This window comes from Trinickia caryophylli, from assembly GCF_034424545.1.
In the GTDB taxonomy this organism is placed as follows: Bacteria; Pseudomonadota; Gammaproteobacteria; order Burkholderiales; family Burkholderiaceae; genus Trinickia; species Trinickia caryophylli.
In genome coordinates this window covers 3,136,205-3,149,876 of the sequence record NZ_CP139970.1, presented here as the reverse complement: position 1 = coordinate 3,149,876, position 13,672 = coordinate 3,136,205, and the positions used below count along the sequence as shown (strand labels likewise).

The 13,672-nt window shown below is 62.9% G+C and carries 7 protein-coding genes and 1 pseudogene; 4 read left to right on the top strand and 4 right to left on the bottom strand.

The window, feature by feature from the left end; genetic code table 11:
- The first annotated feature begins 99 nt into the window (after positions 1–99).
- Entirely contained in the window at positions 100–1,356 is a 1,257-nt protein-coding gene (locus U0034_RS14240; protein WP_085230831.1) for an MFS transporter, read from the top strand.
- Positions 1,357–1,414: 58 nt separating this feature from the next.
- Here the strand turns inward: U0034_RS14240 and U0034_RS14235 are convergent, their stop codons facing one another.
- Entirely contained in the window at positions 1,415–3,409 is a 1,995-nt protein-coding gene (locus U0034_RS14235; protein ID WP_139831239.1) for a hypothetical protein, read from the bottom strand.
- Between the two features lie 322 nt (positions 3,410–3,731).
- Here U0034_RS14235 and U0034_RS14230 point away from each other — a divergent pair, with 322 nt between their 5' ends.
- The 3 genes from U0034_RS14230 to U0034_RS14220 are packed head-to-tail and all read left to right on the top strand — an operon-like array spanning position 3,732 to position 8,455.
- Positions 3,732–6,059, top strand: coding sequence for an FdhF/YdeP family oxidoreductase (locus U0034_RS14230; protein WP_085230829.1), 2,328 nt, complete (start codon positions 3,732–3,734; stop codon positions 6,057–6,059).
- Positions 6,046–7,437, top strand: a complete 1,392-nt coding sequence (locus U0034_RS14225; RefSeq protein WP_085230828.1) for a cytochrome ubiquinol oxidase subunit I — start codon at positions 6,046–6,048, stop codon at positions 7,435–7,437. The genes U0034_RS14230 and U0034_RS14225 overlap by 14 nt, the downstream gene beginning before the upstream one ends.
- 28 nt (positions 7,438–7,465) lie before the next feature.
- On the top strand, positions 7,466–8,455 hold the full coding sequence (locus tag U0034_RS14220) for a cytochrome d ubiquinol oxidase subunit II (protein WP_085230827.1): 990 nt from the start codon (positions 7,466–7,468) through the stop codon (positions 8,453–8,455).
- Between the two features lie 28 nt (positions 8,456–8,483).
- On the opposite strand, the gene U0034_RS14215 is transcribed toward U0034_RS14220, so the two are convergent.
- The 3 genes and pseudogenes from U0034_RS14215 to U0034_RS14205 all read right to left on the bottom strand — a co-directional run.
- Positions 8,484–10,424, bottom strand: coding sequence for a methyl-accepting chemotaxis protein (locus U0034_RS14215; protein ID WP_102623153.1), 1,941 nt, complete (start codon positions 10,422–10,424; stop codon positions 8,484–8,486).
- Between the two features lie 287 nt (positions 10,425–10,711).
- Positions 10,712–12,151 (bottom strand): TolC family protein, encoded by a 1,440-nt coding sequence (locus U0034_RS14210; protein WP_085230825.1) that lies wholly within the window; start codon positions 12,149–12,151, stop codon positions 10,712–10,714.
- Positions 12,148–13,626 (bottom strand): annotated as a pseudogene (locus U0034_RS14205) (peptidase domain-containing ABC transporter); the annotation flags it as partial. The pseudogene U0034_RS14205 and the gene U0034_RS14210, both read right to left, overlap by 4 nt.
- Positions 13,627–13,672 lie beyond the last annotated feature (46 nt).

Below are 13,672 nucleotides of genomic sequence, written 5' to 3'. Positions count from 1 at the left end.
AGTATGGCTTGTGCCTGAAACATATATTGGACAGCATAACCGGGCAAGGCCGAGAATGGGTGCACCGTTTTTCTTGCCGCGCCGCAGGGCGCTTTCACCATGACGAGACGCCCGCTGCCGGAATCGCTCTGCGTTCGCCCCGCCGCGCGTTCGGCGCCCATCGAAGTCGCGGCCCCGGTCGTCCGCGGCTCCCCGGCTTACTGGCGCATCAGCGTGGCGCTTTTCGCCGCGGGCTTCGCCACGTTTTCGCTGCTTTATTGCGTACAGCCGTTATTGCCGATGTTCGCGGACGAGTTTGGTATCGGCGCGGCACAAAGCTCGCTGGCGCTTTCCGTATCGACGGGTTCCCTCGCCCTCTCGATCTTTGTCGTGGGCGCGTTTTCCGACCGGTTCCGAAGGCGCCATCTGATGTTCGTCTCGATCGCACTCGCGGCCGCATTCAACCTGTTGGCCGCCGCGCTTCCCACATGGAACGGCATACTCGCCGCCAGAGCGCTCGAGGGGCTGGCACTGGGCGGCGTTCCCGCCGTGGCCATGGCGTATCTAGCGGAAGAAATTCACCCCAACGCGCTTGGTTTGGCGATGGGCGTTTATGTGGGCGGCACCGCTTTCGGCGGCATGGTGGGCCGCGTCGGCATGAGCGTGATGAGCGAACTCTTTTCGTGGCGAAGCGCCATGCTGACGATCGGCGCAATCGATCTTGCCGTTGCTGTCCTCTTCGCGGCATTGCTGCCCGCGTCCCGCCGCTTCGTCGCGCGTTCCACATTGAACTTCGTCGAGCAGGCCGCGCTCTGGCGGCGCCACCTGGCGGACAACCGTATGCGCATGTTGTTCGCCGTCGGCTGCTTGATCATGGGCGTGTTCGTCTCCGTGTACAACTACGCCGCCTTCCGGCTGATGGCTCCGCCGTTCGCCCTGAGCGCGGCTCAAACCGGCTTGATCTTCGGCGCCTACGTGTTCGGCATCGTCTCGTCGTCGTCGGCCGGCGCGCTCGCCGATCGCGTCGGGCGCGGACCGGTGCTGCTTTGCGGCACGTTGTTGACTGCGGCCGGGCTTGCCTGTTCGCTGGCCGGCGAATTGGCGCTCGTCATCGTCGGCATCGTCACGCTGACCATCGGCTTTTTCGTCACTCACGCCGTGGCAAGCGGTTGGGTCGGCCACTGCGCCCGCGTCGGCCGCAGCCACGCCTCCGCGCTCTACCTGCTTGCGTATTATCTCGGCTCGAGCATCCTCGGCTCGGCAAGCGGATGGTGCTGGCAAACCGCCGGCTGGACGGGCGTGGCGAGCTTTTGCGCCGTACTGCTGACGCTGTGCATCATCATCGCCATCCTGTTGCATCGTCTGTCCGAGCGATAGCATTGCTTCATGCCGTTCATCGATCGCCTCGCACAGATCGGAGGCGACTGCCGAAGCTTCAGCGCGGCAACGGCGGAAGCATCGTGGCCTCGATAACGTACCGATGCTGCGTGCCGAAGCGTTTCGCATCTCCCAGATAAGCCTGCCCTGCCGGCAAGCGATGAAGCGCATCGATATGCATCCGGTTGTATAGCGGAAAAGTCGTCTCCGCTTCCCCGTAAATGCCCTCGCAAACGCCCTGGTGGCCCTCCGGCAGCTTGAAATGCCACATCACCGTCTTAGGCTTGACGTACCCCATTTCAGGGTCTGAGGAGGTCGACATCATCGTCGAGCACTTGACCTCGAGATCGAGATCGATCGACATCGCCCCCGCGTCCTTTTCGGTTGCTTCGATAAAGTCATTCAGCCAACCGTAGCTCCCCCGAACGTTCAGCGTATCGCCTCGGAAAACCTCCGTCGCATCCGATTTCTTGTAAGACGACCACTCGTTTGCCATGGCATCGAACGAAGTCACGATCTCCTTGATTCGATCTTCGTCGATATTTTTGGCCCGCATGTTTTGGCCTACCTCCCGCCATACGCTCAGGAACGTCTCCTCGTCCTTTATATCGTGGTAGTCCGCTATTCCAAGCTTTTCCAGCGCGATGGTGAACGAAGAATAATAGGGATAGGCGGGCCCCTGATGCGCTTTGATGGCGAGTGCGTCTTCGGGCTTGCTCCATCCCCCTGGCCTCGCGCCCCCGCCTAACCGGCCGGGCGGCGGCGGCGGTGGCGGTGCTGGCGGCGCTTTGGGGGACGGCACCCCGTCCGACGGCTTCTTTTTGGCGTACGGATCCCCGCCGGGCTTCTCCGGATCATCGCCGCCATTGCCCGCACCCGAGCCCTGTGGACCGGGCGGCGACACCGTCGTCGCCCGGCCGCTGTTCGGTCGATCGCCCGCGGCTCCGCTCGGGACGGGCGGCATGTCGGACGTCCCCTTGTTGCCGTCCGAATTCGTTGCCCCCTCATTCGCTCGCCGGCCCTGCTGGTCGCGCTGGATCTTCTTGCACTGCTGCGCCACGCTGGAAATTTCGTTTTCTATGTTGATGGTGTTTTTGACATCCCGCTCCCACACCTTATATTTTGCGTGGACGATGGAAATCACCTCATCCCGCGGCACGCCATGCTTCCTGCCGAATTCGACCATGCTCGGAACAAGTGCTTCGGCGAGGTGCCAGTATTTCGTGTTCGCCCCGTTCTTGTCAGCCGCTTTCCTGCGGCGCTCCGACTCCTGACTGACTTGATCGGCACTTCGCGCCTCGTCGGCCATCCGCTGCAGCTTGCGCGCGACTTCCTTGGCCTCCCGCTCGGACATCGTTGTATATCGCGTGCTCTTGACAATGAGGCTATGTGCTTCCGGGTTATGCTTTGGATCGATACCGATCCTCTCGGCGAGGCTCAAAAGCGCCGTTCTCTGCTTGCCTCTTGCTTCGAGGTCCCGCTCTCCCTGTTGGATCTTATGGGCCAGTTCGGCATCCCGTTGCGCGAAACGGGCGGCCCGTTGCGCTTCGTTACGGGCAAACGAGGCTTCATCCTGCTGCCGCGCCAATCGGTCCTGGTCGGCCTTCTCAGCCTCCTGCTGTCGAAACGTATGCTGAAGCGATGCCGTAACACCCTCCGTCCGAGCAGGCGCATCGCACCGCGGCCTAACCGTGCCATGAGCCATCGAGCCGCATCGGATGGCCTCGCCTGATTGCGCCGCTGAGGAAGCAGTTTCACCACGCGCGCTCGTGGTGTGTTCAGCGATGCTCTCCTTGGCGGTCTTTTCATGCTGATAAAGCATGTCGCGATGCCTCGCATCCTCGGAATCAGGGCTTGGGCATGCGTAGTCGCTTTCAATGTCTACCAGCGGCTCCTCGAAAGCGGGCGTGCTCACGGAAAAATCGCAGCCGTCGTCCGGCGCCGGCTCGAGCCCTTCCGTTGCCCCACTTTCGCCCGAAGGCGCCTTGAGACCGTCCGGCACCGCGGGGATCTCTATGTACCCCCAGCCTTGTGAATTCAAAGTAATCGCCATTGTTAAACCGCGCCTCAGCATCCGAATGGAACGAAGCTGTCAAGCAACGAGCGTATTCCGCGATCGTGACCGCTCAAAACGCGGAGCCGCCGCCTGCGCATCGGTCGGGAAGAGCCTCGCGCCGATACCGGAAATATGCTTTCTTGACGCTCACGCAACGCCAGGGGAAATGATGCGAAGGCTCGGCCGAAAGCACTTCCACATTTCAAATACGGCTTCCGAAAACGTGCGAATTGGAAACGTCGACTCTTTCCGGAAAGCGCCGTCCCGTAGCGACGCCCATCATTTCCCCGTTCCTCGACACAACGACAAGGCACAGGCGATGAGCGAAGAAAAGTCGATACGCATCTACAGCGAGCCCGCCGGCGGATGGGGCGCGCTCAAGGCGACCGCGCACGCGCTCACGCTTCAGGGCATTCCGGTCTCCGGTTCGAAGACGCTGCTGCACATGAATCAGCCTGAAGGCTTCGACTGCCCCGGCTGCGCCTGGCCCGATCCGAAACACACCTCCTCGTTCGAGTTCTGCGAGAACGGGGCGAAAGCGGTGGCCTGGGAAGCGACGACGAACCGCTGCACACCGGAGTTCTTCGCGGCGCATAGCGTCTCCGAACTTTCCACGTGGGACGACTACGACCTCGAGATGGCCGGGCGTCTCACGCATCCGATGGTCTACGACGCCGCTTCGGATCGCTATGTCCCGATCGAGTGGGGCGACGCCTTCGCGTTGATCGGCAAACATCTGAACGCGCTGGATCACCCCGATCAGGCGGATTTCTACACCTCCGGCCGTACGTCGAACGAAGCGGCCTTTCTTTATCAGTTGTTCGTCCGGGAATTCGGCACCAACAATTTTCCCGACTGCTCGAACATGTGCCACGAGGCGACGAGCGTCGGCTTGCCGCCTTCGATCGGCGTGGGCAAAGGCACGGTCCTGCTCGAAGACTTTGAACACGCGGATGCGATTTTCATCATCGGCCAAAACCCTGGCACGAACAGCCCGCGGATGATGACGGACTTGCGCAACGCGTCGCGCCGCGGCGCGAAGATCGTGTCGTTCAATCCATTGCGCGAGCGGGCGCTCGAGCGCTTTGCCGCGCCGCAGGACCCCGTCGAAATGGCCACGCTCGGCTTCACGCCGATCAGCTCGGTTCTCTATCAACCTCGCGTGGGCGGCGATCTGGCTGTGCTCAAGGGCATCATGAAAGCGCTCGTGGAAGCCGACGACGATGCGATCCTGAACGGCGCGCCCCGCGTGCTCGACGTCGACTTCATCGAGCAGCACACCGAGGGCATCGGCGCACTCGTCGCCGACCTGCGCGAAACGAGCTGGGAAGCCATCGAGCGCCACAGCGGCCTCGCGCGTGCGGACATTCGCAATGCGGCCGGGATCTACCGCCAGGCGAACAACGTCATCCTCGTTTATGGCATGGGCCTCACGCAGCACCGTCACGGCACGGAGAACGTGCAGCAGGTCGCCAACCTCGCCCTGCTGCGCGGCAACGTCGGCCGCCGTGGTGCCGGGGTGTGTCCGGTACGCGGCCATTCGAACGTGCAGGGCAACCGCACGGTGGGTATCACCGAAAAGCCTTCGCTGCAGATGATCGAAGGCATCGAGCGCGCATTCGGCTTTCGCCCGCCCGCCAACCACGGCCACGACGTCATCGCAGCGATCGATTCCATGATGCGCCAGGACGCCAAGGTATTCATCGCGCTCGGCGGCAACTTCGCCACGGCTGTGCCGGACCGGCTCCGCGTGCAGGCGGCAATGCGCGGGCTCGAACTGACCGTTCACGTTGCCACCAAGCTCAACCGCAGCCACCTCGTGCATGGCAGGCAGGCATTGATCCTGCCGTGCCTCGGGCGCACCGAGATCGATGTGCAGGCAGACGGCCCACAGGCGGTCACGGTGGAAGATTCGATGTCGATGGTGCACGCCTCGAGCGGCCGTAACGAACCCGCATCGCCGCACCTCAAGAGCGAGCCCGCCATCGTGGCCGGCATCGCGCGTGCCACGCTCGGTGCGCGTTCCCGCGTGCCGTGGGAGGACCTCGTCGCGAACTACGACCGCATTCGCGACGCCATCGAAGCGGTTTTCCCGATGTTCGAGCGCTACAACGAGCGCATCCGCGTGCCGGGCGGCTTCCATCTCGCGTCGACCGCGCGTAAGCGCGTCTGGGCAACGCCGAATGGCCGCGCCAATTTCATCGTCTTCCAAGGGCTCGACGAAGACCCGCTCGAAACCGATGCCAACGCCCTGAGGCTCACCACGCTGCGCAGCCACGACCAATACAACACGACGCTCTACTCCCATTCCGACCGCTATCGCGGCGTGTTCGGCCAGCGCGACATCGTGTTGATGAACGCTCGCGAACTCGGCAAACGCAACCTTCGGGCGGGTGATCGCGTCGATATCGTCGCGGTGACGAACGACGGCATCGAGCGGGCGATACGCGGGTTCATGGCCGTCGAGTATGCGCTGCCCGACGGATGCTGCGCGGCCTACTACCCCGAGGCGAACCCGCTCGTGCCGCTCGCTGCGTTCGATCCGCAAAGCCGCACCCCGTCGTACAAATCGGTGCCGGTCAAGATCGCACGCGCCGCGGCGGCCCAAGTACGTTCTGGCGAGGAACCGGCTCATGGAACCCGGTGACGTCCTCGCGCTGTCGCGCGCGCAATTCGCGCTGACAGCGATGTTCCACATCCTTTGGCCGATTCTGACGATCAGCCTGTCGGCGTTTCTCCTTATCGTCGAAGTGCGCTGGCTGCGCACGGGCGACGTGGCCTATTACCGGCACGCCCGCCACTGGAGCAAGCTGCTCGTGCTCAATTTCGCCGTGGGCGTGGTGAGCGGAATCCCGATGGAATTCCAGTTCGGCATGAACTGGGCAGCCTTCTCGCGCGAGGGCGGAGGCTTCTTCGGCAACATTCTCGGCTTCGAGGGTGCGATGGCTTTCATGCTCGAGGCCGGCTTCATCGGCATCATGCTGCTCGGCTGGGAGCGCGTCCCGCGCGGCGTGCATGTTTTCGCCACGGCCATGGTCGCGCTCGGTTCGACCATTTCCGCGTTCTGGATCATGGTCGCCAATTCATGGATGCAAACGCCGGCCGGCGTAGCCGTTCGGAACGGGCGAATCGTCGTGACCGACTACATGGCCGCGATCTTCAACCCGGACATGGTCTGGGCCGTGTCCCACATGTGGGTCGCCGCGATCGAAGCGGGGATGTTCGTCATCGCCGGCCTTTCCGCGTGGAACATGCTGCGCGGCCGGCACCCCGAGTTCTTCGTGCGCTCGTTCCGGATCGCGCTGGCCGTGCTGCTCGTGGCCGCGCCGCTGCAGCTCTGGCTTGGCGACGAAAGCGGCCGCAGCGTGTTCGTGACTCAACCGGCGAAAGGTGCCGCCATCGAAGGGCATTGGCAGACGAATGCACCCGGCACGGGCGCGCCGTGGTCGCTGCTTGCGTGGCCGAACAAGGCCGCGCAGCGCAACGATTGGTCGATCGACGTGCCCGACGCGCTGAGCCTGCTCGCCACGCATTCGCTGTATGGCGAGGTCAAAGGGCTGCAGGCATTCGCGCCCGACGACCAACCGCCCCAGCTCCCACTGCTCTATTACGCGTTTCGCGTCATGGCGGGCATCGGCTTTTTCTTCGTCGTACTCGCGCTCTGGACCGCGTATGCGTTCCGGCGCGCGCGGGGCAGCCTTGCCGCATTGCTTGCACGCCGCAGGCTGCTGCTTGCATGGGTGCTTTGCATCCCGCTGCCTTACGTCGCGGTGGAGGCGGGATGGATCGTGCGCGAAGTGGGTCGCCAGCCGTGGCTCGTCTATGGTTTGCTGCGCACGCGCGACAGTGTTTCGGCCATCCCCTCGGAATCGGTCGTGGCGAGCATCTCGATGTTTTCCGTGTTCTATCTGGCGCTCTTCGTCACGTTCTTCGTACTTGCGCGCAAATGGCTGCGCACCGGCCCCGATCTCACGCTCGTCCCGCCGGTACAAGGGGACCTTTTCGCAACCACAACCGGGCACTGAGGCCCGCCAGCCGACGAGAGAACAATCGATGGATGCCTCGACTCATTCCATGCTCGCCATCGCCTGGTTCGGCCTCATCGGTCTGATGCTGGCGATCTACGTCATCGCCGACGGCTTCGATCTCGGCATCGGCATGCTGAGCCTGCTGCGCCCGCGGCGTGCCGATCGCGACGTGATGGCGCTCGCGATCGGACAGGTCTGGGACGCCAACGAGACCTGGCTCGTCGTGCTGGGGGGCGCCTTGTTCGGCGCGTTTCCCGCCGCTTATTCGATGCTGCTGCAAGCGCTCTATCTGCCGTTCATGGCACTTATCGCAGGCCTCATCATGCGAGGGGCCGCCATCGAGTTCCGCCACAGCGCGGAGCATGGCCCGTTGTTCGACAGGGTCTTCGGGTTGGGCAGCCTGCTCGCCGCCGTGGCCCAGGGCATCATTCTCGGCAAGGTGATCACGGCCTTCGCACCGGGTGCCGCGAATACGACGTTCGTCACCGTCTCGGCCATTGGCGTAGTAACCGGTTACTCGCTGCTCGGCGCAACCTATCTCGTCAAGAAGACAGTGGGCGCGATCGAGCAATGGGCGCGGCGTGTCGCGCTGCTCAGTGCGTCGGCTACCGTCGCATGCGCGCTCGTGTTGACGGCCGCGACGTGGCTCGTCAGCGACATCGGCCGCGCGCGCTGGGGCCAGCCCGGCGTGTTCCACCTCTTGCTCGCGCTCGGCGCGGCGGCCGCGCTGGCGTTTGCATTCGTCATGGGGTCGCTTTATCTCGGAGGAAGCGCCGCGCCCTTTCGCGCTTCCGTCGCGCTGTTTTTGTTCTCGTTCGCCGGGCTCGCCGCAAGCCTCTTTCCCGATTTCGTTCCGGGCAAGCTCGCCATCGTGCAGGCGGCGTCCGATTCGCCGACGCTCGTTTTCATGCTGATCGGCATCGGGCTCCTCGTTCCGGTCATGATCGGCTACAACGTCTACCAGTACACCGTCTTTCGCGGAAAGGTTCGCGCGCATCCACAGGCGGGGGATTGACGATCGGCTGCGGGCAGCCGACCGCATGCTACGCCACCTTGAACCGTCCGACGAGTTCCTCCATTTGTCCGGCCTGCTCTTCGAGCGAAGCGCTCGCGGCGGCCGACTGCTCGACGAGTGCCGCGTTGCGCTGCGTCACCTCGTCCATTTGAGCGATCGCTACGTTCACTTGTTCGATACCCAGCGTCTGTTGTTCGCTGGCGGAGGCAATCTCGCCGACGATGCGGTCCACGCTGGCAATCGCATCGATCACGGCGCCGATCGATGCCTCGACCTCCGCAAACCGCGCGGAGCCGCTCGTCACCCGATCGATGGACGCATGGATCAGCGCCTTCACGTCCTTCGCCGCCTCGGCGCTGCGATGAGCGAGGCCGCGCACCTCTCCGGCGACGACGGCGAAGCCCTTGCCCTGTTCCCCGGCGCGCGCCGCCTCGACGGCCGCGTTGAGCGCGAGAATATTCGTCTGAAACGCGATGCCCTCGATGACCGACACGATTTCGGCCATGCGGTCGGACTCCTCGCGCAATTCACGCATGAGCGCCACGGCATCGCCCACTGCGGTGCCCGTATGCGCCGCGCGGCCCGACGCCTCGGTACTCAACGCGCTCGCGTGCAACGCACTCGACGTATTGCTTCGCACCGTCGATGTCAGCTCCTCCATGCTCGCCGCCGTTTCCTGAAGCGAGGCCGCCTGCGTCTCCGTTCGCTGGGACAGGTCCTGATTGCCGGCCGCGATCTGCTGGCTGCCGACGAGCACCGATTGCGCCGCGCCGCGCGTGGCCGTGATGGTCGATTTCCATTGCGCCACAAGCTCGTTGAGCTCGCGCTTGACGAACGCCAACTCGTCTTTTCCGTTCGCTTCGAGCGCGATGCTCAGGTCGCCTTTGCCAATGAGGGCCATCGCCCGCGACAATTGCGCGACATCGCTTTGCGTGCGCAGCGCAAACGCCGCGAAGAGATAGAGCGCGGCACCGATGGAAATGAGCGACACCACGACCGTCACGCCGACCGTGTTGCGCTCGCTGTGCGCACGCGCCTCGAGCCGCTTGGCGAGGCGCGCTTCGAGCCGAATACGCGCGCCATCGAGCGTGGCGATGGCATCGGAACCCTGGCGGAAGAATGCAGCCGCGTCTACCCCCGCCACGCCGCCGTCCTTCGCCAGATGGGCGACAGTCTCGCGGAACGTATCGAATGCACCCAGATCGATCGCGGAAACGGCGGCCGTGTCAGCCTTGTCCGATTCGCTCAGGCGTCCCAACGCCCGCGTGATTTCGTCGCGAGCGTTCGCGAGCGCGCCGGCGCGCACGGAGAGCACGCCCGCGTCGAAGCCGATCAACTGCGCGCCTCCCTTGCTCAGCGCGGCGCTGCCCGCACCGCGGGTGATACCGACGGTTTCCGCGGTCCCCGGCAGCAGGAATACGGCTGCTTTGACGAGACGTTCATTGGTCGCGTCGGAATCGAATGCAAGTGCCGCGGCGTCCGCCAGATCGCTTTCGAATGCGAAGATTTCGCCGACAAGGGCGGTATGCGTGGCAAAAAATTGGGGGCCCGAGGCATCGAGGCCGGGAGTAACGGCTTCACGGTAGTGCTTGACGAGTGCCTGCACGCGCGCCGAGAGATCGAAGCGGCGAATCGTCGCGCTGCGCTCGCCGAGCGTCGCGACGAGACGATCGCCAGCTGCGCTGGCCGCGTCGAACGCCGGCCTCATCGCTTCGTTGCCGGCAAGCACCGAAGCGCCCGTGCCACGGCGCGTCTGCACGGCCTTGAGCAGATCCTGCGTCGTCTCCAGCAGGGCGATGCCGTCGAGTTCGCTTCGCGTCGCCGAATACGACTGGAGTGCGCTTCGTACAGTAACGTAGAACGTCGCCGAGAGCGGCACCATGAACAGCAGGGCCACGATGCCCAACTTGGCGGGCATATTGAGCCGCCCCATCACGCCGATCCCGGCGCCGAATAACCACTTTCTCACAACACTTCCCCGATTGGCCGATGGTATCGAGGCGCCCCGTGCGGGCGCCCTCATCGTATCGGAACGATACGCCAGCAGCAGGGGAATCCATTGACTCACGTCAATCTGGAAATGCACGCCGGAGACGGTATCTGCCATATGGGAATCCGCCCGGGAGTATCGGCATCCTTTAGACGCAGTCTCATGAGGAAAGCGCAGATGAACAACGCTGCTGAGCGGACCTGTGATCGGTGCGCTATCGACACGCCGCGGGGCTTTCCGGCAGGCGCCCGCTTCTATCGGAACGTCTAAGGATCCGCACCGCAGAGCCGCAGTTTGCCAAGACTCGCCGCAAGCTTCAGGCGCGCGGTCCGCCACCCCGATACCGCCAGTACGCGTTGCTTCTGCGCGTCCGCCAGTGCCGTCTGCGCATTCAGTAGCTCGGCAAAGGAACCAACACCCTCCTTATACCGGCCTCTCGTGAGGTCGAGCGCGCGTTCGGCGTCCTCGAGCAAGCCTTGCGAATTCGTTAAATTAGCAGCGCGCGTCAGCACGCCGTGATAGCTCTCCCAGACGGCGAGCGAGACTTGGAGCTCCGTATCTCGCAGCACCGCCTCCTGTGCGTCTGCCTGCGCCTGCGCGCGCTCAACTCGGCGATTGGACGCGAATCCCTCAAACAGTGGGATCGTCACCCTCAAGCCAATTATGCCCCTGCGGCTGTGTGCACCGTGTGTCGACGGCTGCGTGTGGGACAACTGATTGCTCTGAGAAAGACTACCGGCCAACGAAATGGAAGGTCGGCCCTGCGTGCGAGCAACGGTAATGCTCGCGCGGGCATCGTCAAGCATCGCTCGCGCTGCCGCAAGCTTGGGATGACTGAATTTCGCTTCGTTCATCAGTTCATCAATGCCAGCGTCGATGTCAGCGTGCACATCGACATCACGTGCCTGCAGCGGTGCGACTTCAAGCTGGGTGCCCGCATCAAGCCCAATAGCAACGGCAAGCGCTCCGATTGCGACACGTGCGTCGCCTTCAGCTTCCATACTGTCCAGCACCGCACGTCGGTAACTCGTCCGTGCTTGCAGGACATCCGCGAGAGCGCCGGCGCCAGCTTCGCGCTTGGCATTTGTTGCGCGAAGACTCTCATGCGCCACCATCACAGCCTTACGAGTAGCATCAACCGCCGCCTGCGCTCCCAGCACGGTATAGAAGGCCTGTGCTGCCTTAAAAAATACAGCTTGCAGCATCTCGTCCTGCGATGCGTTCGCTGCCGCCAGCAACGCCAGCGCTCGGTGCTTGGCGGCATTACGCTTACCAAAATCGAGCAGCACCCAGTTAAGGTTCAGCGTCGCATATATCACTGACGCGTTCCGCCACTGGCGAACGGAGCCTGCTCCGTCATCGCGGGTGGATGAAAAAGTGCTGTAGTCGCTGCCTGCCGCCGCGCTGATCGTCGGCAAATATCCCGCTTCGATTTCACCGAGCGCAGCCGTCTGTGCGCGTACGTGCGCCCAGGCCCGGCGCGCCTGGGGACTCGCACAGACTGCCTGTAGCACGACATCGTCGAGTTCCAGCGGTCGCGCGGTAGGTAGCGGGACGCATGACCGATCGTTAATGATCCGGTTTTCGGGCGTGACCGATATGCCATCGTACGTGCGAGGCAAATCGAGCATAGCCACCGCGTCACCTGCATGAGACGCAAGACTTGCAAGTAATGAAACAACGACGAGATCACGGCGCGTCATCATTCGTCGCGCTCCCCTGCGACCGTTGACGACGGCGCGGTAGGTACAGTGTTGGCTGCCGATGCCGCGGATGCGGTTGGTGCGCCGGACGACAAGGCCGCATCCGTGACGGAACGCATAGTGCCGCCAACGGAGATCGTCGTCGGCTGATCGACTACTAGTCGCCCTCCGCCGAGCACCAGCACACGCGCGGCCGAAGCGATTGTCTCGGGCCTATGCGCGACCATTATGCGAGTTATCCCTAGCAAGCTAATCGCGGCGTTAACCTCCTGTTCCCGCTGTAGGTCAAGATGGCTCGTCGCCTCATCAAGTACGAGGATTTTCGGCCTCTTATAGAGCGCGCGAGCAAGCAGCAAACGCTGCTTTTGCCCGCCCGACAGTACGCAGCCCATATCGCCAACCAACGTGTTATAGGCCAAGGGCATCGCTATTATGTCCGCGTGTACTGCCGCCTGCCGCGCGCATTCGGCAATCCAGTTTGTGTCCGCATTAGGATCGAAGAAGCTAATGTTGTCTGCAATAGATCCGGCAAACAAAACGTCGTCCTGCAGTACGGTACCGAATAAGGACCGAAGTCGGTCGAGGCCAAGACGGTCCGCGTCGACACCACCGATTCGCACCTGCCCTGCCGTTGGCTTAAGGACCCCAAGGAGCAGATTGACCAACGTCGTCTTACCGCAACCTGACGGCCCAACAAGGGCCACGGATTCGCCCGCTGCAACGGAAAACGATATGTCACAGAGAACCGCGGGCTCCCCCTCTGCGTAGTGGAAACCGACTGAGTCAAATTCGATATTCGCCACGAGGTTTTCCTCCTCCCCCGCGACGTGGCGCGCGTTCGTACGGTGCTCTGGCTGCTCAAACACAATGTCGGCGAGTCGATCGCCGTGCAATCTAAGCGTCTGAACTTCGAAGCATTTGTCGATCAGGCTGCCAACACGTCCGTCGAACTGCCCCTTATATGCGCTAAATGCCATCAGCATCCCTACCGTGAATTGCCCGTCAATTACCATCCGTGCGCCCAGCCAGATAATGAGGATTCCTTCGACACCGACGAGAAAACCGTTTAGTTGTTGGTACCATAGAATCCGTTTCTGAGCGCACAACTCCGCGTTAATCTGCTCGACGAGTAACGACAGCCAGCGTGCGCGCCGGGTGTCTTGTCCGACAAACAGTTTTATCGTTTTTACACCCCGAAGGGTCTCAAGAAAATGACTCTGCTGACGAGCAGCCCGCACGATCTGTTCTTCTGTGGCGCGTTGCAAGGGTTGGTACCAAATCCGGCGTAATCCTGCAGAGATTGCCATACAAGCGAGCGCGACGGCACCCAGCAGTGAGCTATAGACAAACATTATCGCGACCGTCGCAGTCGCCATAAGGCCGTCGACTATCGCGCTCAAGAACGAGCTAGTCAGCGTTTTCTGAATTACATCAAGCGAGTCAAAACGTGAAATAATTTCCCCGATATGTCGCCGCTCTGACCTGCCCCCTTCGGTAGGGCCAACCGGCTTCTAGCAAAGTCCC